Annotated in this window: 17 protein-coding genes, 10 tRNA genes, 1 rRNA gene and 1 pseudogene; 25 read left to right on the forward strand and 4 right to left on the reverse strand. The window is 42.2% G+C overall.

What is annotated here, in order from left to right:
* Positions 1-80: 80 nt before the first annotated feature.
* The 19 genes from rrf (at position 81) to mle (ending at position 12,047) form a co-directional block, all read left to right on the forward strand.
* Positions 81-196, forward strand: a 5S ribosomal RNA gene (rrf, locus tag AC3ISE_RS00980).
* Between the two features lie 9 nt (positions 197-205).
* Positions 206-277: transfer RNA gene (locus tag AC3ISE_RS00985), tRNA-Asn, on the forward strand.
* A 4-nt stretch (positions 278-281) separates the two neighbouring features.
* Positions 282-354, forward strand: a tRNA-Thr gene (locus AC3ISE_RS00990).
* Between the two features lie 19 nt (positions 355-373).
* Positions 374-448: transfer RNA gene (locus AC3ISE_RS00995), tRNA-Glu, on the forward strand.
* 47 nt (positions 449-495) lie between these two features.
* Positions 496-571 (forward strand) — tRNA-Val (locus AC3ISE_RS01000).
* Positions 572-635: 64 nt separating this feature from the next.
* Positions 636-711: transfer RNA gene (locus AC3ISE_RS01005), tRNA-Thr, on the forward strand.
* Positions 712-720: 9 nt separating this feature from the next.
* Positions 721-805 (forward strand) — tRNA-Tyr (locus AC3ISE_RS01010).
* Between the two features lie 116 nt (positions 806-921).
* Positions 922-996 (forward strand) — tRNA-Gln (locus AC3ISE_RS01015).
* Between the two features lie 28 nt (positions 997-1,024).
* Positions 1,025-1,100: transfer RNA gene (locus AC3ISE_RS01020), tRNA-Lys, on the forward strand.
* 5 nt (positions 1,101-1,105) lie between these two features.
* A tRNA-Gly gene (locus AC3ISE_RS01025) sits at positions 1,106-1,180 on the forward strand.
* A gap of 19 nt (positions 1,181-1,199) precedes the next feature.
* A tRNA-Ala gene (locus tag AC3ISE_RS01030) sits at positions 1,200-1,272 on the forward strand.
* Between the two features lie 1,058 nt (positions 1,273-2,330).
* Complete coding sequence (gene rocF, locus AC3ISE_RS01035; protein WP_489222712.1) at positions 2,331-3,236, forward strand: arginase; 906 nt, start codon at positions 2,331-2,333, stop codon at positions 3,234-3,236.
* 388 nt (positions 3,237-3,624) lie between these two features.
* The gene (gene sigW, locus AC3ISE_RS01040; RefSeq protein WP_070878623.1) at positions 3,625-4,188 is read left to right on the forward strand and encodes an RNA polymerase sigma factor SigW; all 564 of its coding nucleotides are present in this window, start codon (positions 3,625-3,627) and stop codon (positions 4,186-4,188) included.
* A 33-nt stretch (positions 4,189-4,221) separates the two neighbouring features.
* On the forward strand, positions 4,222-4,815 hold the full coding sequence (gene rsiW, locus AC3ISE_RS01045) for an anti-sigma-W factor RsiW (RefSeq protein ID WP_489224231.1): 594 nt from the start codon (positions 4,222-4,224) through the stop codon (positions 4,813-4,815).
* 201 nt (positions 4,816-5,016) lie between these two features.
* Positions 5,017-5,838 (forward strand): diadenylate cyclase CdaA, encoded by an 822-nt coding sequence (gene cdaA, locus AC3ISE_RS01050; protein ID WP_133313718.1) that lies wholly within the window; start codon positions 5,017-5,019, stop codon positions 5,836-5,838.
* Positions 5,831-7,096, forward strand: a complete 1,266-nt coding sequence (locus tag AC3ISE_RS01055) for a CdaR family protein (RefSeq protein WP_489222713.1) — start codon at positions 5,831-5,833, stop codon at positions 7,094-7,096. Before cdaA ends, AC3ISE_RS01055 begins: the two co-directional genes overlap by 8 nt.
* A gap of 32 nt (positions 7,097-7,128) precedes the next feature.
* Positions 7,129-8,475 (forward strand): phosphoglucosamine mutase, encoded by a 1,347-nt coding sequence (gene glmM / locus AC3ISE_RS01060; RefSeq protein ID WP_489222714.1) that lies wholly within the window; start codon positions 7,129-7,131, stop codon positions 8,473-8,475.
* Between the two features lie 594 nt (positions 8,476-9,069).
* Positions 9,070-10,872, forward strand: a complete 1,803-nt coding sequence (gene glmS, locus AC3ISE_RS01065) for a glutamine--fructose-6-phosphate transaminase (isomerizing) (RefSeq protein WP_489222715.1) — start codon at positions 9,070-9,072, stop codon at positions 10,870-10,872.
* A gap of 329 nt (positions 10,873-11,201) precedes the next feature.
* Complete coding sequence (mle, locus tag AC3ISE_RS01070; RefSeq protein ID WP_489222716.1) at positions 11,202-12,047, forward strand: alpha/beta fold macrolide esterase; 846 nt, start codon at positions 11,202-11,204, stop codon at positions 12,045-12,047.
* A gap of 182 nt (positions 12,048-12,229) precedes the next feature.
* On the opposite strand, the gene guaC is transcribed toward mle, so the two are convergent.
* On the reverse strand, positions 12,230-13,213 hold the full coding sequence (guaC, locus tag AC3ISE_RS01075; RefSeq protein WP_489222717.1) for a GMP reductase: 984 nt from the start codon (positions 13,211-13,213) through the stop codon (positions 12,230-12,232).
* A 255-nt stretch (positions 13,214-13,468) separates the two neighbouring features.
* On the opposite strand from guaC, the gene safA reads away from it, so the two are divergent.
* The 3 genes from safA (at position 13,469) to AC3ISE_RS01090 (ending at position 16,442) form a co-directional block, all read left to right on the forward strand.
* The gene (gene safA / locus AC3ISE_RS01080; RefSeq protein WP_083328334.1) at positions 13,469-14,089 is read left to right on the forward strand and encodes a SafA/ExsA family spore coat assembly protein; all 621 of its coding nucleotides are present in this window, start codon (positions 13,469-13,471) and stop codon (positions 14,087-14,089) included.
* Between the two features lie 647 nt (positions 14,090-14,736).
* Entirely contained in the window at positions 14,737-15,885 is a 1,149-nt protein-coding gene (locus AC3ISE_RS01085; protein WP_489222718.1) for an AI-2E family transporter, read from the forward strand.
* 131 nt (positions 15,886-16,016) lie between these two features.
* A complete protein-coding gene (locus AC3ISE_RS01090; RefSeq protein ID WP_489222719.1) occupies positions 16,017-16,442 on the forward strand; it encodes an organic hydroperoxide resistance protein in 426 nt (141 codons plus the stop codon).
* A 46-nt stretch (positions 16,443-16,488) separates the two neighbouring features.
* Here the strand turns inward: AC3ISE_RS01090 and AC3ISE_RS01095 are convergent, their stop codons facing one another.
* Both AC3ISE_RS01095 and AC3ISE_RS01100 read right to left on the reverse strand, forming a co-directional pair.
* The gene (locus AC3ISE_RS01095; RefSeq protein ID WP_489222720.1) at positions 16,489-17,496 is read right to left on the reverse strand and encodes an HAAS signaling domain-containing protein; all 1,008 of its coding nucleotides are present in this window, start codon (positions 17,494-17,496) and stop codon (positions 16,489-16,491) included.
* Between the two features lie 4 nt (positions 17,497-17,500).
* The gene (locus AC3ISE_RS01100; RefSeq protein ID WP_489222721.1) at positions 17,501-17,830 is read right to left on the reverse strand and encodes a PadR family transcriptional regulator; all 330 of its coding nucleotides are present in this window, start codon (positions 17,828-17,830) and stop codon (positions 17,501-17,503) included.
* A gap of 196 nt (positions 17,831-18,026) precedes the next feature.
* Here AC3ISE_RS01100 and AC3ISE_RS01105 point away from each other — a divergent pair, with 196 nt between their 5' ends.
* Complete coding sequence (locus AC3ISE_RS01105; protein WP_489222722.1) at positions 18,027-18,956, forward strand: ring-cleaving dioxygenase; 930 nt, start codon at positions 18,027-18,029, stop codon at positions 18,954-18,956.
* Between the two features lie 53 nt (positions 18,957-19,009).
* Positions 19,010-19,132, forward strand: a pseudogene (locus AC3ISE_RS01110) (flavin reductase family protein); the annotation flags it as partial.
* A gap of 70 nt (positions 19,133-19,202) precedes the next feature.
* Here the strand turns inward: AC3ISE_RS01110 and AC3ISE_RS01115 are convergent.
* Positions 19,203-19,700, reverse strand: coding sequence for a GNAT family N-acetyltransferase (locus AC3ISE_RS01115; RefSeq protein WP_489222723.1), 498 nt, complete (start codon positions 19,698-19,700; stop codon positions 19,203-19,205).
* A 184-nt stretch (positions 19,701-19,884) separates the two neighbouring features.
* Between AC3ISE_RS01115 and AC3ISE_RS01120 the strand changes: the two genes are divergently transcribed.
* The gene (locus tag AC3ISE_RS01120) at positions 19,885-21,633 is read left to right on the forward strand and encodes a PTS mannitol transporter subunit IIBC (RefSeq protein ID WP_489222724.1); all 1,749 of its coding nucleotides are present in this window, start codon (positions 19,885-19,887) and stop codon (positions 21,631-21,633) included.
* Positions 21,634-21,653 lie beyond the last annotated feature (20 nt).

Raw genomic sequence — 21,653 nt, forward strand, 5'->3', positions numbered from 1 at the left:
TAGTTTTGAAAGAATAACATTCTTTCGAAAAAAAGCTTGAAATCTTCGGATTTCATAGTATAATAATTTTTGTCATTATGTCTGGTGATGATGGCGAAGAGGTCACACCCGTTCCCATGCCGAACACGGAAGTTAAGCTCTTCAGCGCCGATGGTAGTTGGGGGTTTCCCCCTGCAAGAGTAGGACGTCGCCAGGCTAGCATTATTCCGCAGTAGCTCAGTGGTAGAGCTATCGGCTGTTAACCGATCGGTCGTAGGTTCGAGTCCTACCTGCGGAGCCTTGCTTCCATAGCTCAGTCGGTAGAGCACTTCCATGGTAAGGAAGAGGTCATCGGTTCAAGCCCGGTTGGGAGCTTACATTAAACTAATAAAACGGCCCGTTGGTCAAGCGGTTAAGACACCGCCCTTTCACGGCGGTAACACGGGTTCGAATCCCGTACGGGTCACCATTTAAACGTAAGTCTTAATATGTGAAACATTATACAATCTTTTATGCGGAGGATTAGCTCAGCTGGGAGAGCATCTGCCTTACAAGCAGAGGGTCGGCGGTTCGAGCCCGTCATCCTCCACCATTAAGACTTTGCAGCAGACGACTTTAAAAAGCGAATAAACATTATTGTATTTCTCACTTTATATGCCGGTGTAGCTCAATTGGTAGAGCAACTGACTTGTAATCAGTAGGTTGGGGGTTCAAGTCCTCTTGCCGGCACCACTTATGTGTGGAGGGGTAGCGAAGTGGCTAAACGCGGCGGACTGTAAATCCGCTCCCTCCGGGTTCGGCGGTTCGAATCCGTCCCCCTCCACCACTTTCATTTAGACAAACTTAACTGAATAGTTCTTGTCTAGACTGTAAATAATATGTTTAGTTAACATAAACCATTTTACGGTCAATTAGAATTTTATAGATTACATACATAATTGATGGGCTATAGCCAAGCGGTAAGGCAACGGACTTTGACTCCGTCATGCGCTGGTTCGAATCCAGCTAGCCCAGCCATTTTTATTTTAAATGCGAATAGTAGTAAGTGCCATTAGCTCAGTCGGTAGAGCATCTGACTTTTAATCAGAGGGTCGAAGGTTCGAGTCCTTCATGGCACACCATTATTGCGGAAGTAGTTCAGTGGTAGAACACCACCTTGCCAAGGTGGGGGTCGCGGGTTCGAATCCCGTCTTCCGCTCCAGAACTTCTTTTTTTATATCGGGGCCTTAGCTCAGCTGGGAGAGCGCCTGCCTTGCACGCAGGAGGTCAGCGGTTCGATCCCGCTAGGCTCCATCATAAGTACCCTGTAAAAGCCGTCAGACTTTATGTCTGACGGCTTTTTTGTTGCTTGCGAATTGAAGCCAGCAAGTATCATGATTCGTTCGGGCTGGCCAAGCCTGATCAGATTTAAAATTGCCATCCATTTCAGAACAGACTAATCTATTTTATGCTGCTATTGATATTACATCATTTTCGCTCGACAATATGGTTCATGAACTTAAATGTGTAATCAAAGATCCGCTATGGTTCCACAATTTTGGTTATTGTGCCAGCAAAGTGGAGTCAAACACCCTCTATGATTCCACCATAACGGTTATTGTGCAGCAAAGTGGAAACCGTCCCCCTCAATGATTCCATAATTTTGTTTATTGCGCGGCAAAGTGGAAACAAAGGCCAGCTATGATTCCACAATTATGGTTCATGTGCAGCATAGTGGAATCAACCCCCGCTATGATTCCACCATAACGGGTAGTGTGCTAGCAAAGTGTAGTCAAACACCCGTTATGATTCCACCATAACGGTTATTGCGCAGAAAAGTGGAATCAAACGCCCGCTATGATTCCACCATAACGGTTATTGTGCCAGCAAAGTGGAATCAAACCCCCGCTATGATTCCACAATTATGGTTATTGTGCCAGCAAAGTGGAATCAACTCCCTCTATGATTCCACCATAACGGTTATTGTACAAGCAAAGTGGAATCACCCACCCGCTATGATTCCACAATTATGGATTTTACGCAGAAAAGTGGAATCACCCACCCGCTATGATTCCACAATTATGGATTTTACGCAGAAAAGTGGAATCACCCACCCGCTATGATTCCACAATTATGGATTTTACGCAGAAAAGCGGAAACAAACACCCTCTAAGATTCCCCAATTATGGTTATTGCGCAGAAAAGTCGATTCAGCTGCAACCACTTGTTCCCCTATTTAAAGCTATCACCATACAGTACAAATTATTTTACTGAAAACTCTGTATATATATACACGTTTTTGTCGAGTTGAGTCATCACCCTTTTTATCAGTACAATAGAGACAGAGTTACTTACTAAGGGGGATGATTTAAATGAAAGAAAGAATATCAATTATCGGGGTACCAATGGATTTAGGACAAATGCGCCGCGGTGTGGACATGGGGCCAAGTGCTATTAGATATGCTGGGGTTGTTGAGCGTCTTGAAGGGCTGCATTATGAGATTGAAGATAAGGGCGATATAAAGATCGGACGTCCAAACCGTGAAGAGGAGAGTTCTTCATTAAATAATTTAAGAAATTTGAAAGCGGTATCAGAAGGTAATTTGAAGCTTTCTGAACAGGTTGATGAAGTGATTCAATCAGGTTCGTTTCCACTGGTGCTTGGCGGAGACCACAGTATTGCGATTGGAACACTTGCAGGGGTTTCAAAGCATTATAAAGAGCTTGGGGTAATCTGGTATGATGCACATGGAGATCTTAATACGGGTGACACTTCGCCGTCAGGCAATATTCATGGGATGCCGCTTGCTGTGAGCATTGGACTTGGCGATGAGACGTTAACGAGAATTGGCGGCTATACTCCCAAAGTAAAGCCTGAAAATATTGTGATTATCGGTGCCCGCTCTCTTGATGAGGGTGAAAAGGAATTAATCAAGGAAGAAGGAATTAAAGTATATACGATGCATGAGATTGACCGTCTCGGCATGACAAAGGTAATGGAAGAGACGATTCAATATTTGAAAGAGCGTACAGACGGTGTGCACTTGTCTCTCGATTTAGATGGACTTGATCCGCATGATGCTCCTGGCGTGGGCACGCCGGTTATTGGCGGCATCAGCTACAGAGAGAGTCATTTAGCTATGGAGATGCTTGCTGAATCAGATATCATCACTTCTGCTGAATTTGTTGAAGTGAATCCTATATTAGATGAAAAGAATAAAACAGCTACTGTAGCAGTAGCATTGATGGGATCTTTGTTTGGCGAAAAGCTTCTGTAATTTTATAAAAAGACACAGTATAAAAACTGTGTCTTTTATTTAGGCTGTTTTCGCATAGGTTGTTTTTTTATGCTGAATTTTAACCGTTCCTTTCCGCGGGGAGCATGGGAGCCTCCTCTGCGTTGCCTGCGGTCTCCCATTTTGCTCTATTTCCCGCAGAAGTCAAGTTTATCCGCTGCAATCCACTTTAGGTTTTCATTTAGTCTACTAGCAACGATATTTACGAAAAGAGCCTTTATTTAAGAAAAATTTAAGGTAAACATGTTGAAAAGCCATCTACAGACAACCTAAAATTTGTTAAAATATTTTTATGCGAAAAAAATGAAACCTTTTATGCGGCTTATACGTAATAAGGGGAACCCGCACTTGCGCGGGGGTAAGGGGTATCATGGAGACGATCGTAAAAAATAGGATTAAACAAGTTAAAAAAGGCGACCAGAATGCATTTGCCGAAATCGTAGATATATATAAAGACAAAATTTATCAGCTTTGCTACCGTATGCTCGGGAACTCCCATGAGGCGGAAGATATAGCTCAGGAAGCGTTTATCCGGGCCTATGTGAATATTAACAGCTATGACATGGATAAGAAGTTTTCTACGTGGCTGTACCGCATTGCGACAAATTTAACGATTGATCGAATCAGAAAGAAAAAACCTGATTATTACCTTGATGCCGAAGTAACCGGAACGGAAGGGTTAACCATGTATTCTCAAGTAGCAGCTGATGTAGCTCTGCCCGAGGATCAAGTGGAAACAATGGAGCTTCAGCAAATGATTCAAAAAGAAATTTTAAAGCTCCCCGATAAATATCGTTCTGTCATCGTATTAAAGTATATTGATGAGCTTTCTTTAATTGAAATCAGTGAGATTCTTGATATGCCGATCGGTACGGTCAAAACAAGAATTCACAGAGGGCGGGAAGCACTGAGGAAGCAATTAAGGCATTTATGATTTGAGGTGATAAGGTTGAAATGTTCAGAACAAATGAAAGAACGGATCCATCATTATTTGGATAACGATATAAAGCAGGAAGATGAGCGGATCTTGAGAGAGCATCTTCAGTCATGTACGGACTGCACGCAGCATTTACATGAGCTTGAGAAGTCGATCGCCCTGGTGCAGAGCACATCTCACATTGAGGCCCCGATGGATTTTACACAAGCCATCATGGGTCGTCTGCCTAAAGAAAAGAAAACGGTTGGGGTCAACAGATGGCTGAAGGGTCATCCAATGCTTGCTGCTGCTTCTCTTTTCGTCTTATTGATGACAGGCAGTTTATTCTCTTCCTGGTCAACTGATTCTGATTTCAGTGTTTCAAAGCAGCCTAATTTGGTTGTTGAGAATAATACAGTTACCGTACCCAGAGGTGAGACTATTCAGGGAGATGTGACGGTAAAAGGCGGAAAAATTAATATTGAAGGAAAAGTTGAGGGAAACGTCACAGTGATTAACGGAGAGAAGTATATGGCTTCTGCCGGTCAGGTGACAGGCGACGTTGAGGAAATCAATGAGGCTTTTGAATGGATCTGGTATCAAATGAAATCTCTTTCCAAAGAGGTCGTCGACATATTTAAGTAAAAGGTCGCCTTTTATTCTAAGGCGGCCTTTTTGTTCTGTCACGTGCCGCACAATGGCTTTTAGAATGATAAAACGGTATGTACCCTTATCTGCGCCTGGCTTTGCTTATATGACTACAATACGTTTTAATTGCAGAATATATGGTATAATATCGTAGTTATAGTCCTATGCAAATGACTAAAACTGATGGAGGAAGAGAATATGGCATTTGAGGATTTCCCATTACTGCATTACCTCGGCATCGCCGTTGATATTCTCCTCGTTTGGTTCGTTATATATAAGTTGATTATGGTGATACGGGGAACGAAGGCCGTTCAGCTGCTGAAAGGCATCATCGTTATTATTCTCGTTCGTACACTCAGCCAGTATTTAGGGCTGCAGACCTTGCAATGGCTCATGGACCAAGCATTAACATGGGGTTTTCTTGCGATCATTATTATTTTCCAGCCTGAGTTGAGAAGGGCGCTTGAGCAACTTGGCAGAGGGAAATTATTCTCAAGAAGCGGAGCTCCAGAGGAGGAAGAACAACAAAAGATTATCGATGCTATCTTAAAGGCGACAGACTACATGGCAAAACGAAGAATTGGCGCATTAGTTACGATTGAGAAAGAAACAGGGATGAGTGATTACATAGAAACGGGCATACCGCTTCATTCAGCTCTCTCTTCTGAGCTTTTAATTAATATCTTTATCCCAAATACACCTCTTCACGATGGAGCTGTTATTCTCCAGAAAAACCAGATTGCTGCGGCCGCATGTTATCTGCCTTTATCCGAAAGTCCTTTTATTTCGAAAGAATTAGGGACAAGGCACCGGGCAGCAGTTGGAATCAGTGAAGTAACCGATAGCATTACAATCGTTGTTTCTGAAGAAACAGGCAGTATTTCTGTGACCAGAAACGGGGAGCTTCACAGGAATCTCACCGTTGAGGCTTTAAGTGAAATTTTGGTTTCTGAATTTGGAAAGCAGGCAAAGGCCACTTCCTCAAACCTGTGGCAGTGGAGGGGGAAGAAAAATGGATAAGATGATTAATAATCATTGGGTAATGAGGATTATTGCTCTTTTAATGGCGCTCATGCTTTATGTATCTGTTAATATCGAAACGCCGGCTCCGAAAAAACAGCCGGGGCCAGTAACATCCGTATTTCCATCTGCGCCGTCTGAATCTGCAAAAGACACGGAAACGATTCCTGATGTTGAAGTGAAAACGTATTTGGATCAAGAAAATGTTGTGGTTACAGGCGTGCCTGAAACGGCAGATGTCACGCTGAGCGGGCCGACTAATTCATTATTGAAGGCAAAGCAGCTCAAAGATTTTGAAATTTATGCTGAACTCTCGGATTTGTCCATCGGCTCACACAGGGTTCAACTGAAGCATAAGAATATAGCGGACAATCTTGAAGTGAATTTAAACCCTTCCATTATCACTGTAAACGTGGAGGAAAAAGTTACCCGGGATTTCCCGGTTCAAGTGGATTTTATCAATAAAAACCAGATTGAAACAGGATATACCGCACAGGATCCGATTGTAAAACCGAGTGTAGTAAGAATAACCGGTTCTAAAACACTTATCGACAGCATTGCTCTCATCAAGTCGAGGGTGAATCTTCAAAATGCAAATGAAACAATTGAGCAAGAATCAAAGGTGACGGTATATGACGACGAAGGAAATATTCTGCCTGTAGAAGTTTACCCTTCGGTAGTAGATGTGACAGTGCCGATTACAAGTCCAAGCAAGAAGCTTCCTTTTAAATTGAAGAATGAAGGCGAGCTTGGAGAAGGATTAAGCATCTCAAACATTGAAGCCGTGCCGAACGAAGTGACGATATACGGACCAATGGACGTCATTGATCCGCTTGAATTTATAGATGGCGTAACGGTGGATTTGAGCAAAATCAAAGATGATACTGTACTGGATGTAGATATCCCTGTACCTGACGGAGTGACAAAAGTAAGTCCCGAAAAAATCCAAATAAAAGTTGACGTTGAAAAAGAAGAAGAAACAGTACTTGAGAATCTGCCTGTTAATATCCGCGGTTTAGGTGAAGGGAAGATTATTCAGTTCCTTGAACCTGAATCTCAAGAGCTCGATTTAAGCGTCGTTGGAGCACAGAGTGTACTGGCGAATATCAAACCGTCTGATCTTGAATTATTTGTGAATGTGACAGATCTGTCGGATGGTGAGCATGATGTTAAGGTAGAAGTGAATGGGCCGCAGGATATTAAATGGACCCTTCCTGAAGATGAAGTAAAAGTGAAAATTTCTTCTAAGCAATCATGATGATTGAAACTGTCTAAAGGAGCGATATAAGAATGGGTAAGTATTTTGGAACAGATGGAGTAAGAGGCGTTGCAAATAGTGAATTAACACCTGAATTAGCGTTTAAAATCGGTCGTTTTGGAGGTTACGTGTTAACAAAAGATGCGAACCGTCCAAAAGTGTTAATCGGACGGGATACACGTATTTCAGGTCATATGCTGGAAGGTGCCCTAGTTGCAGGGCTTCTCTCTATCGGTGCTGAGGTAATGCGTTTAGGCGTTATTTCAACACCTGGCGTTTCATATTTAACGAAAGCACTTGGAGCACAAGCGGGTGTTATGATTTCAGCCTCACATAATCCTGTTCAAGATAACGGAATTAAATTCTTTGGTCCTGACGGTTTTAAATTGTCAGATGAGCAGGAATTTGAAATAGAAGGCTTAATGGATCAAGAAGAAGACTCACTGCCAAGACCTGTTGGATCTGATTTAGGTCAAGTAAATGACTATTTCGAGGGCGGACAGAAATATCTTCAATTCCTGAAACAAACAGTAGACGAAGATTTCACCGGCATCCACGTTGCACTTGATTGTGCACATGGTGCAACATCTTCTCTTGCAACACATTTGTTTGCGGATCTTGATGCCGATGTATCAACTATGGGCACAACTCCAAATGGATTGAATATTAATGATGGCGTAGGTTCTACACATCCTGAAGCGTTAGCCGGATTTCTTATGGAAAAAGGCGCCGATGTCGGGCTTGCTTTTGATGGTGACGGAGACCGCCTGATTGCAGTAGATGAAAAAGGTCAAATCGTTGATGGCGATCAAATCATGTTTATTTGTGCGAAATTCCTGAATGAACACGGAAGATTGAAGAAAGAAACAGTTGTTTCTACAATCATGAGCAATCTTGGTTTTTATAAAGCGGTTGAAGCAAACAACATGAAGAGTTCTCAAACGGCTGTAGGAGACCGTTATGTTGTTGAAGAAATGAAAAAAGGGGATTATAACCTTGGGGGCGAGCAGTCTGGCCACATTATCTTCCTGGATCACAATACAACGGGTGATGGTCTGCTGACAGCTATTCAATTAGTAAATATCATGAAAGTAACGGGCAAACCGTTATCTGAACTTGCAGCTGAAATGAAGAAATTCCCTCAATTGCTTATCAATGTAAGGGTAACAGATAAGCATAAAGTAACGGACAACATGAAAGTGAAGCAAGTGATTGCAGAAGTAGAAAGTGAAATGAATGGCGACGGACGGATTCTCGTCCGCCCTTCAGGTACAGAGCCGCTTGTGCGCGTAATGGCAGAAGCGCCAACAGCAGAATTATGCGAGAAGTACGTTACGCGCATCGTCGCTGTTGTGAAAGAAGAAATGGGAACAGAATAAGGGATACAAGGGTCTGCCAATAAGGCAGGCCCTTTTTTGACTGAAATTCACAGACATAAACGTGAGGGGACCAGTCGAATACTATAAACATACCTCATTGTTTCTTGTCTTTTTTTATCTGAATCGCAGCGAGGCAGCAGCTTGGCTGCTCGATGTTTAGAAGGTGATAAAATAGGGTAACTCAGTCAAGAACAATCTTTTCAAAAAAAACATATACTGAAGAGTGCATCTTTCTGTCCACATTTGCAAAGTACTGAATTGACGATTTGAAGGTTGGTATAGTATGATTACTTTTGTGTTTTTATTTTAGAATGGAAAGGGGCATTGTGAGGTTGTATTTATTTATGAAAAGCGCCTGAACTAAGCGGACCGAAAACAGCTTAGTTGACGAGGATGGAGGATTATCGAAAGTTCGGCGGATGCCTCCCGGTTGATGATTACAGCCGTAAGCTCTCTCCTTAAAACAAAGAGGCAACTTTTTGCACAAAGGGAAGAACGTAATCAAACTAAAAAATATAGACATGTGTGAGGGGACAGAAGACAGTCCCCGTGGCTTGACCTGTCCCCCCGCCTATTTGGGAGGATACTTTAATTATGTGCGGAATCGTAGGATATATTGGACAACAGGATACAAAAGAAATCTTATTGCGTGGACTTGAAAAGCTTGAATACCGCGGATATGACTCAGCGGGCATTGCCGTCATCAATGAAGACGGAGTGCACGTTTTCAAAGAAAAAGGACGCATTGCCATTCTTCGTGAAGAAGTGGATGCTAATGTAATGTCTACAGCAGGGATTGGACATACTCGCTGGGCGACTCATGGTGCACCAAGCAAACGCAATTCACATCCTCATCAAAGTGCATCAAGCCGCTTTACACTTGTGCATAATGGTGTTATTGAAAACTATTCAAGCCTGAAACGCGAATATCTTCAGGATGTTGCGCTTGTCAGTGATACAGATACAGAAGTAGTTGTTCAGGTTATTGAACAATTCGTTAATAAGGGAGCGGACGTGGAAGAAGCGTTCAGCCAGACTCTTTCCATTTTAAAAGGTTCTTATGCAATCGCGCTTTTAGACAATCAAAATCCAGATACGATTTTTGTTGCAAAGAATAAAAGCCCATTGCTTGTTGGTCTTGGAGAAGGCTTCAACGTTGTTGCATCTGATGCAATGGCGATGCTGCAGGTAACAGATCAATATGTAGAATTAATGGATAAAGAAATCGTCATTGTGAAACGTGAAGCTGTGACAATCAAAAACCTTCAAGGTGAAACAATTGACCGTGCTCCTTATACAGCTGAATTAGATGCCAGTGATATCGAAAAAGGAACATACCCTCACTACATGTTAAAAGAAGTGGATGAGCAGCCGCTTGTTATGCGCAAAATCATCCAAAAATATCAAAACGACCAAGGCAAGCTGACAATGGACCCGGCAATTGTTGATGCTATCAATGCTTCAGACCGCCTCTATATTGTAGCGTGCGGAACAAGCTACCATGCAGGCCTTGTCGGCAAGCAGTTCATTGAAAGATGGGCTAAAAAACCAGTAGAAGTTCACGTTGCAAGTGAATTCTCATACAACATGCCGATTTTATCAGAAAAGCCGTTATTCATCTTTATCTCACAAAGCGGTGAGACTGCGGACAGCCGGGCTGTTCTTGTACAAATTAAAGAGCTTGGCTACCAGTCATTAACCATCACTAACGTACCTGGTTCAACACTTTCACGTGAAGCGAACCACACGTTATTGCTGCATGCTGGTCCTGAAATTGCTGTTGCTTCAACAAAAGCTTATACAGCACAATTAGGTGTTCTTGCTATTCTTGCAGCTGTAACAGCTGAAGCAAGAGGCGTTGAGTTAAGCTTTGACCTTGTAAAAGAGCTTGGCATCGTGGCCAATGCAATGGAAGTCCTTTGCGATCAAAAAGACGAAATGGAATACATTGCCCGCGAATACCTTTCAACAACACGCAACTGCTTCTTCATCGGCCGTTCGGTTGACTACTATGTAGGACTTGAAGGTGCGCTTAAACTGAAAGAAATCTCTTACATCCAGGCAGAAGGATTTGCCGGAGGAGAGCTTAAGCACGGTACAATCGCGCTGATTGAAAACGGCACGCCTGTTATCGCGCTTGCAACACAAGAGCACGTAAACTTAAGCATCCGCGGAAACGTGAAAGAAGTAGCAGCACGCGGAGCTAACCCATGCATCATCTCGCTTAAAGGTCTAGAAGAAGAAGATGACCGTTTCGTTCTTCCTGCTATCCATGAGGAACTGACACCACTTGCTTCTGTCATTCCTTTGCAGCTGATTGCTTACTATGCAGCTCTTCACAGAGGCTGTGACGTTGATAAGCCGCGTAACCTTGCTAAGAGTGTTACGGTTGAATAAATAGGTAAAAACCCCCTGTTCAGAAATGAATAGGGGTTTTTTGTAACCTTCCTAAGAGCGGGGGAGCTGAGTATGAAGGAGGATAGATAACCATCTCGCATAGTAAAATGCCTCCGACTAAGGGTTCATGTAAAATTAAGGAAAATATCGTAAAATTAATGTGTGGGTAATCCCATAAATCAATGATGAAAAGGAGGCCGTCACGCCATGATTATCAAATGGATCAAACAAAGATAATTCAAGGTGCAGGCCAAAACTCCGTTGAGAGGTTATTGATCTGCGCCTCACAAAGCGCGATGTGAAAATAAAAATAACGGAGGATTTAATACATGAACGAACAATTGTTGAATATAAACCAGGTCGAAATTTATACAGAAAGCTTTGGAAACCCCGGTGACCCTGCGGTACTTTTAATTATGGGGGCTATGTCCTCACTTGACTGGTGGGATGAGGAATTTTGTCAGCTTCTTGCTGAAGAGGGAAGATTCGTCATCCGATACGATCATCGTGATCTAGGAAGATCAACGGTTTACGAACCAGGGACATCCCATTATTCGATCACAGATTTAGCAGATGATGCCATTGGTATCCTGGATGCCTACTCGATCGAAAAGGCTCATATCACAGGCATGTCGCTAGGCGGGATGATCGGCCAGATTATGGCTATAAAGAATCCGGAACGTGTCCGGACACTGACGATCATTGCATCAAGTGTCTTCGGAACAGAACAAGCGAAACTTCCGCAGATGGATCAGCGCATTTTGGATTATCATGCAAAAAGTGCTTCAATTGACTGGTCAAACCGGGAATCATCCATCTCTTATCTCGCAGAAGGATGGAAGGTACTCTCTGGTGCCAAGTCTTTTGAAAAAGAAAGAATGTATCTTCTGGCGGAAAGAGAGTACAGCCGCGCGAAACAAATACAAAGCCGTTTCAATTATGTTCTCCTTGGCGGCGGTGAGGATTACTTGGATCGTATGGGAGAGATAGACGTATCGTCTGTTATCATTCATGGAACAGATGACCCGGCCCTGCCGTTTGAACATGGCCTGGCTCTTGCAAAAGCCATTCCAAATGCAGAAATGGTGACGCTTGAAGGAACAGGGCATGAAATTCATACGGAAGACTGGGGCAAGATCATTGAGTCAGTCATAAAGGTCAGTTCCACCCAATAAAAGAATGAAGGAAAAAAGCAGCCGTAGTGGAAAGATGACGCCGGCTGCTTTTTTGCACACATGAATTTTAATAAAGCTTTTCCGTGCTGTCTTTGTAAAAGGGAATCGCATGAAAAACCTGTAACTGAGATACCCGGCTAACGGAAAAAGGAGCAAGGCTTCGAAGCCTTGCTCCTTTATTATTAATAAACCTTATCCCCATTAAAAATCGAGTTCTTAACGACCACATAATCAACTGTACGGATAGCATCGAGTTTGTTTCCGCCTGCATAAGAGATGGATGATTGAAGATCCTGCTCCATTTCAGTCAGTGTATCTTTTAAAGCGCCTTTATGCTCCACGTACATTTTTTTGCCTTCTACGTTTTTCTTTTCGCCTTTTTGGAACTCGGATGCTGATCCGAAGTATTCTTTGTAAAGCTTTCCGTCCATTTCAATTGTTTCACCAGGAGATTCCTCGTGGCCTGCGAACAGGGAACCGATCATCACCATTGATGCTCCGAATCGAACAGATTTCGCAATATCTCCATTAGTGCGGATGCCGCCGTCAGCAATGATTGGTTTCGTTGCTGCTTTTGCACACCAGCGCAGTGCAGCTAATTGCCAGCCGCCTGTACCAAAGCCGGTTTTAATTTTCGTGATGCATACTTTACCAGGTCCAATGCCTACTTTTGTTGCATCTGCACCGGCATGCTCAAGCTCTCTTACGGCTTCTGGAGTGCCGACGTTTCCAGCAATGACAAAGCTTTCAGGAAGATGTTTCTTGATGTGCTTGATCATTTCAATAACCGCATTTGAGTGGCCGTGGGCAATGTCGATCGTAATATAGTCCGGCACTAGGTTTTCAGCAGCTAATTCCTCAATAAAGCCATACTCTTCTTCTTTTACACCAACACTGATTGAAGCGATTAAGCCCCGAGATTTCATATCTTGAATAAATGAGCTTCTTTTCTCCGGCTGGAAACGGTGCATGATATAGAAATAACCATTCTCCGCTAAGTTCACAGCAATTCTTTCATCTATAATCGTCTGCATATTGGCAGGTACAACTGGCAGCTTGAATGTATGTTTTCCTAAAGCAATCGTTGTGTCACACTCTGAACGGCTGTTTACTACACATTTTGCAGGTATTAACTGAATATCTTCATAATCAAATACGTTTTCCATCTAAAATACACCCCTAAATACGAATGTTATTGTTAAATACTAATTTAATTGTTCGTCCATTTGGTACTTTACATCATTTGTATATGAATGTCAAAGATTTTTGCAGAAAAAAACGAAGAATAGTGATTTATCAATTTCTTTTTAGAAAGCCTTTTCAAAAAACGGACAGTTCTATATTGGAGAAAAAGTCAAACGCTTTTTTTCGGTAAATACTACCGCTATTCTTCTAATCTAGTATTCGTATAAAATAAAACTATGAAAACATTAAAATCTTTTTCAGTTATGTTGTTGGTTGTCGCTCTAGCCTTTGGATTCAGCAGTCAAGCAAGTGCTGCAAGTACATATACCGTTAAAAGCGGTGACACGATGTGGAAAATTGCATCGAAATATCAGGTTGGTGTTCCTGAATTGATTAAAGCCAATCCGAATGTTAAGAATGCTAATATGATCTATCCAGGCCAATCTCTTAACATCCCTTCTGGAAGCGCTTATCAAAGCATGGAAAGTGAAGTGGTCACGCTTGTCAATAAAGAGCGTGCGAAATACGGCTTAAAGCCGCTTACCGCTAATTGGGAAGTTGCCCGTGTTGCAAGATACAAATCAGAAGATATGCGTGACAAGAACTACTTTAGTCACACATCGCCTACATACGGTTCTCCATTTGATATGATGAAGAGCTTCGGCATTCAGTACAGCTATGCCGGAGAAAATATCGCAGCCGGCCAAACAACTGCACAAAGCGTTGTAACAGCCTGGATGAACAGCGAAGGACACCGCAAGAACATTCTGTCTTCTAATTTCAAAGAAATTGGCGTAGGCTACGCTAAAGGCGGATCTTACGGCCATTACTGGACGCAAATGTTTATCAGCAAATAATAAGAAGGAGGATCAGGGACAATCCGGACTGGATTGTCCTTTTTGCTGTCTTTTAAAAAGAGCTTTGAGAATAATTTTGGGCTGTTTTGGTGATCAAAATTGAGCGTCGATATGGAGTTTGGAGTTAGCAGCAGCAAGAAGGCTGACCCGCTGCAGAGAGGTGCGACAAAATAGAGTTAGCAGCACCAAGAAGGCTGACCCGCTGCAGAGAAGTGCGACAAATAGAGTTAGCAGCAGCAAGAAGGCTGACCCACTGCAGGGAAGTGCGACAAAATAGAGTTAGCAGCAGCAAGAAGGCTGACCCGCTGCAGAGAAGTGGGACAAAATAGAGTTAGCAGCAGCAAGAAGGCTGACCCGCTGCAGAGAAGTGGGACAAAATAGAGTTAGCAGCAGCAAGAAGGCTGACCCACTGCAGGGAAGTGCGACAAAATAGAGTTTGCAGCACCCAAAGACCCTTCCGCTGTAAAGATGTTGAGTGAACGATCAGATATTACGGAGCAAAGAAGCCCAATAAGTCCTCAAAATCAGTAATAGATCGGTTTTATGGAATCAACCGCTGGTCCTATTTTCATTTTTCAAAAAAAGCCTCTATAATAAGCTTAGATAGTGTTTCTATCTGAGTGCATAGAGAGAAAAGGAGGACACTCATGAAACCGGTAAATCCCAGAGTAGGGACGTTTAAAAGGTTTATCCTTAATAATAGATTTGTTCTGTTTCTTCTGATTTTGCTTCTGATTGGATTAAACATTCTTGTCTTTATGAAAGTATCTTTTATTTTCACGCCGATTGAGGTATTAATTAAAACGATTCTGCTGCCGATTATTCTTGCGGCCATCGTTTATTATCTATTAAATCCGGTTGTCGATTTTTTTGAAAGAAAAGGCATTAGAAGAATCTATACAATCCTGGTCCTTTTTCTTGTGATTATTGGATTGCTGACCATTCTGATTGTGTCAGTTATCCCGTTTCTTAAGGAACAGGTAATGAGTCTGATAAAAAGTTTTCCGCAATATACAAGCGATGTTGAGCAGCTGGTCAGAGATGTTGTCGGAAGTGATTTTGTAAATCAGGCGCAGAAGACACTGAACATCAACGTTGCAGATCTATCCAAGCAAATTTCTGATCAGGCCTCAACCATTATAGATAATATGTTTGCCGGCATCGGGAATATCGTTGGAATCGTAAAGGATTTTATTCTTGCGCTCGTCACGCTGCCATTCATTTTGTTTTATCTTTTAAAAGACGGCAAAAAGCTTGGACCGTATGTTCTTAAGTTCATGCCGGTTACATTCCGTGGCTCAACCTATAAAGTCATGCATGAAATGAATAATCAAATCAGTTCTTATATTAGAGGACAGATCATTGTGAGTTTTTGCATAGGTGCCCTGATGTACATAGGGTTTCTGATTATTGGGCTGGAGTATGCCTCGCTTCTTGCTCTAATTGCAGCTTTTACAAGCGTTGTTCCATACTTAGGACCGGCTATTGCAATCACGCCTGCATTCATCATTGCGCTTGTTACATCACCGTTTATGGTGCTCAAATTGATTATAGTATGGACAATTGTCCAATTAGTAGAAGGTAAGTTTATTTCTCCTCAAATCATGGGACGGAATCTGCATATTCACCCGATTACCATCATTTTCGTTATTCTGACTGCAGGAAATTTATTCGGAGTAGTAGGCATTATTCTTGCCGTGCCGGGCTATGCGGTATTAAAAGTGATTGTGACTCATCTGTTCGAATGGATGAAGATACGCAGCAACATGTATGAGCAAAGAGAGCAAAAAAGCTGATGCACAGGCATTTCTTCATGAAGAAGGAGTGCCTTTTTTAGTTCATAAACCCATTCAGACGCATATTAAGATGAAAACAGGGTAAATAAAATAGAGCAAGAAAAATTTACATATGAAAGGGAGTATGGACTATGTCAGAAGCATTGTTTACTACATCTGTTACAGCAGTAGGCGGAAGAGAAGGGAAAGTACACTCATCAAATGACGTCATCAATATGGATATTGCTATGCCGGGTTCGCCGCGAGCGGAAAAAATGCCTCAAGCTACAAATCCGGAGCAGCTGTTTGCAGCTGGTTACGCCGCATGTTTTGATGGGGCCCTGCAGCTTATGGCCAGAAATGAAAAAGTGAAATTTGAATCTGAGGTAACCGCTAATGTAAGCTTTCTAAAAGATGAGGCTGACGGCGGCTTCAAATTAGCCGTAAAGCTGGACGTAAAAGGGACAGGCATTGAAAAAGATCAATTAGAAGACCTTGTTCACAAGGCTCACGAATTCTGCCCTTATTCAAAAGCAACAAGAGGGAATATTGACGTGACACTTGAGGCGATTGTTTAAATAAGAGGAAAAAGGTGTTTACCACAGGGTAAACACCTTTTGCTTGTTAAAGAATATTCTTTCGGCTGTTTCTGAACCCTTTTGCCACATCCACTATTGAAAAGAGAATGACGATGGCAGCTGAAGCCCAGATCCATTTAGCCCAAACCTCATCGTAATTATCAGGCTGTACGCCAATTGATCCCATCGACAGGCTGATAAAATCTTGATTGAAAAGCTCTGGATTCAGGAGCATGATGCAGTAAAAGCTGCAGAAAAGGAGATTGCTGAGAGTATTGAGCCAAGAGAGCCCTTTGTTCCATCTGCCTGAATAAAGCTTGTAAATCGCTATACACATTTCTATTGCAAAAATGACAGCAATGCCGGGGAGATACATTTTAAGAATATCTGCCTGAAATAGAGGGGCTGCAAGTTTAAGGTCTTCAAGACCTGTTCCCTCCTTTGTATACCAGCCAAGCAGATTCGATGCATTCAGAAATATAGAAGCCCACAGTACCGTAGAAAATAATTCGAAAATGGGTTCACACCTTGGAATGGTTCTTTTAGGAATATGGGTCAAACTTAGTAAATTGTCAGGTGTCCATTTATTGTTTTTTACATGATCACGTATAGTTACAGCGCGTTCCATAAAGGCGTAGGTCAGAGTTACCCATGTAAACACTTGAAAGCTTACCAGAAGGGACCCGATAAGAATGTCCAGGAAAATAGTCAGCATGAGAGAAAAAATGGATACTTCACTCTGATGCTGGATGATGCCATCAATAAATCTGGATAAAAAGGTGATGCACAATGCAGCAACAAGGGAGATTTTCATGACGTACAGATAAGAACTATACAAAACAGGGCCGATTAAATAATTTGGTTTATCTGAGTATTTTTGTGCCATGTCAGAGGGATTTCCAAGTTTAGTCAGTACCTTTTTTACATCTTCTTCGGAATAGTCCTCCGGCAGCATATCTTCAATATTTGAGCGCAGCTCAAGGGCAATATCCTCTTGAGATTTAGCGGGAAGCCTTCTTGTAACCTCATTAATATATAGATGAATCAGATTCACTGAATCATTCCTCCTCTAAAAGCTTTTTCATTTGAGCAGAAGTTCTTAGCCATTCCTCCTTTAGCTGTTCGTACACCTCTCTTCCAAAATCGCTCAGTTTGTAATACTTTCTTGGCCGAGTCTCTGTCAGTTCCCATTCACTTATAAGGAGTTCTTGTTTTTCCAGTCTGCGGAGTAAGGGGTAGAGAGTGCTTTGATCGATTATAATGTTGTTTTTTTCAAGAAGCTGGACGAGAGAATATCCGTATTGAGGTGATTGAAGCTTGCTGAGGACAGCGATTGTAAGGGTTCCTCTTCTTAGTTCAGTGGTTAACGAGTTCAGTAATTCATTCATATGACACCTCCAATATTATAATAGTGTGCGACGTACAGTATTGTTAATAAAATAACAACAAAATTTGGAAAATGGGCAATTCGTTGACATGTGTAATCAAATGAATTAAAATTATCTTGAATTCGAGATAATTATTAGCAAAGGTTTTATATAGATGATTTGTGAGAAGATACAATTTAAAAAGGAGAGATTTTCAATGACTAAGAAAACAGCAGGCATTCACCATATTACGGCAATCGTTGGTCATCCCCAGGAAAATGCGGACTTTTATGCAGGAATTCTTGGCTTGAGACTGGTAAAGCAAACAATCAATTTTGATGATCCCGGCACGTATCATCTTTATTTTGGAGATGAAGCGGGTAAACCTGGAACGATTATTACGTTTTTCCCTTGGCCTGATGCTTATCAGGGGAAAATCGGTGACGGTCAGGTTGGAGTCACTTCATATGTTGTTCCAGAAGGTGCATTGAATTTTTGGGAAGCAAGACTTGAAAAGATGAATGTATCATTTTCAAAAATGGAACGGTTCGGTGAGCAGTATCTGCTGTTCGATGATCCGCATGGTCTGCACCTTGAAATTGTTGAGCGGGAAGAGGGAGAACCAAACACGTGGGAGTTTGGCGGCGTCACATCTGATGTTGCGATAAAAGGATTTGGCGGAGCAACTCTCTTATCTGCCCAGCCTGAGAAAACGGCGGAACTGCTGGAGAGCATCATGGGATTTGAAAAAATCGGGCAGGAAGGAGATTTTACCCGTTTTCGATCAAAAGGTGATATTGGAAATGTGATTGATTTAAAAATGAGCCCAATCGGCCGCGGGCAAATGGGAGTCGGAACGGTGCATCATATTGCGTTCCGTGCAGAAAATGATGAGGATCAGCTTAAGTGGCAAAAGCATGTAGCGAACGGCGGATATCAAGTCACTCCTGTACAGGACCGTCAATATTTTAATGCGATCTATTTCAGAGAACACGGTGAAATCCTGTTTGAAATTGCGACAGATCCTCCGGGCTTTGCTCATGATGAAGAGACGCTTGGAGAAAAGCTGATGCTGCCGGAATGGTATGAGGCGCAAAGAGATAAAATTGAAAAGGTACTTGCTCCATTTACAATTAGAGAACGGTAGGGGGTATGGCAGTGCTGAGCATTGATCCAGCTTAATACAGAGAGGGAAAATGAACAGGAAGCATTATTCCAAGACCGATTGCATTTATCACTTCACTTGCAGAAGACGGAACATTAAACGGAGCACCGTTCAGCTGCTCTATAAGCATTTCAATTGAACGGCCAACACAAAAACGGACCAAATACTGGTCCGTTTTTGTGTTGGCGGATAGCTTGATTTAGACGGATAAACAGAAAACAAGCCCGCTCATAAAAATAAAACCATGTGATCCTCATCATAATAAATGCCATCAGCTTTCAGCGCTCTTTTTTCATGCCCATAAACAGTGAAGCCAAATGAAGTGTACAGCTGCCTGGCTGACTGGTTTGTGCTTACTACAGATAACTGAATCTGCTCTGTATCCTCAAGCGCCTGTGCTTTTATTACTACTTCAGACATCAGCTTTTTTCCGATGCCGCTTCCGCGATAAGGAGGAGAGACATACATCGCGAAAATGGAAGCTTTATGCTTAAGCTTGACCTTCGTTTCTTTTACTAATGAGACGACACCGGCAAGTTCGTCATTTTCAAAAGCGCCAAATGTAAAGGCTGTATCTGATTCAAGTCTCGATTTAAAAAGATCAATCGGATAAAGATGTTCTTCCTCGTAGCTTGATCCAAATGCTTCAGGATTGTTTTTTAAACCTTCCAGACGAATCTTCCGGTAAAGGTTTGCATCATGTCTGTTCAGGAGTCGGATGTTCATGGGCACCTCCAGAATTGTTTTCTTATAGTTTACTAGTCAGTAAGCGTTTGTACCAATCATTTTATTGTTGGCAACAGTGCATATGACAAAGTTGGGTTTTCTTTAAATTGTAGGGAGAAGCGATGAACCGTAAGATAGAGATATAAAGTTTAAACGCTTTCAATTCAGCGGGGAGGTTAACGATATGTCAAACCAAAACAATTCAGATATAAAGGTACGCATTCAGCGCTTTGGAAGTCACTTAAGCGGAATGATCATGCCGAACATTGCAGCATTTATCGCTTGGGGGCTGATCACAGCTCTATTTATTCCAACAGGCTGGTGGCCGAATAAGGAATTGGCAGAGCTTGTAGGACCGATGATCACTTATCTCCTGCCATTGCTGATCGGATTTACCGGCGGTCGCATGGTTTATGATTTGCGCGGGGGTGTCGTTGGTGCAACGGCAACGATGGGGGTAATCGTAGGTTCAGAAATCCCTATGTTCTTGGGAGCCATGATTATGGGTCCTCTTGGCGGGTATTTAATTAAGAAAGTGGACCAGATGTTCAAGGATAAAGTCAAATCTGGTTTTGAAATGCTTTACAATAATTTTTCAGCAGGGATTTTAGCGGGTCTGTTAACAATTGTGGCTTTTAAAGCCATTGGACCGCTGGTTTCAGGATTAACGAATATTCTTATCGGCGGAGTAGAAGCAATCGTTTCAGCAGGTCTCCTGCCGCTAGCAAGTGTTTTTGTAGAGCCGGCAAAGGTATTGTTTTTAAACAACGCCATCAACCACGGTATTTTCAGCCCGATTGGCATTGAGCAGGCATCCAAAGCAGGCAAATCAATCTTATTCCTGATTGAATCCAACCCTGGACCAGGACTTGGCATTTTGCTTGCCTATATGGTTTTTGGAAAAGGCAATGCGAAACAGTCTTCACCTGGTGCAGCGATCATCCATTTCTTTGGGGGAATTCACGAAATCTACTTCCCTTACATTTTGATGAAGCCATTGTTAATCTTAGCGGCTATTGCCGGAGGAGCAAGCGGTGTCATGACGTTCATGCTGTTTGATGCAGGACTTGTTGCCACTCCTTCTCCAGGAAGCATCTTCGCTCTATTGGCAATGACACCAAGAGGGAACTTTGTAGGTGTGATTTTAGGGGTAGTGGTTGCTACAGCGATTTCATTCTTAGTAGCAAGTGTCATATTAAAATCATCAAAATCATCTGATGACGAGAGCATTGAAGCAGCAACAGAGAAAATGCAGCAAATGAAAGGCAAGAAAAGCAGTGTTGCAGACTCACTGGTTGTCGAAAAGAAACCATCTGCAGCAAACCATTATCAAAATGTGCAAAAAGTTGTCTTCGCATGTGATGCAGGCATGGGTTCAAGTGCAATGGGTGCCTCTGTTCTGAAAAATAAAATGAAAAAAGCAGAGCTTGATGTTGATGTGACAAATACAGCAATTGCCCAGCTGCCAAATGATGCAGATGTGGTCATTACCCATAAGGATTTAACAAGCCGTGCAAAAGAAAAATTGCCTAATGCGATTCACCTTTCTGTAGACAATTTCTTAAACAGTCCGGTTTATGAAAAACTGGTTGGAGATCTGAAGGAAGCTAAGCAGCCGGAGACAGCTGCATCCCAAATCGTACAAACACCTGGTAAAAATGTTGAGAAGGTCATCTTCGCATGTGATGCAGGGATGGGATCAAGTGCAATGGGCGCATCTGTATTGAAAAATAAGTTCAAAAAAGCAGAGCTTGATATTCATGTGACAAACTCGGCGATAAATAATTTGCCAAGTGATGCGGATATTATTATTACGCATAAAGACTTAACGGACCGTGCAAAGGCTAAAGTTCCTCAAGCTGAACACCTTTCAGTTGATAACTTTTTAAACAGCCCTAAATATGATGAACTGGTTCAGCGATTAAAGAAGTAATCCGTTTGCTTAGATAAGCA

The sequence above is a fragment of the Metabacillus sp. KH_069 genome (genome assembly GCF_057838075.1).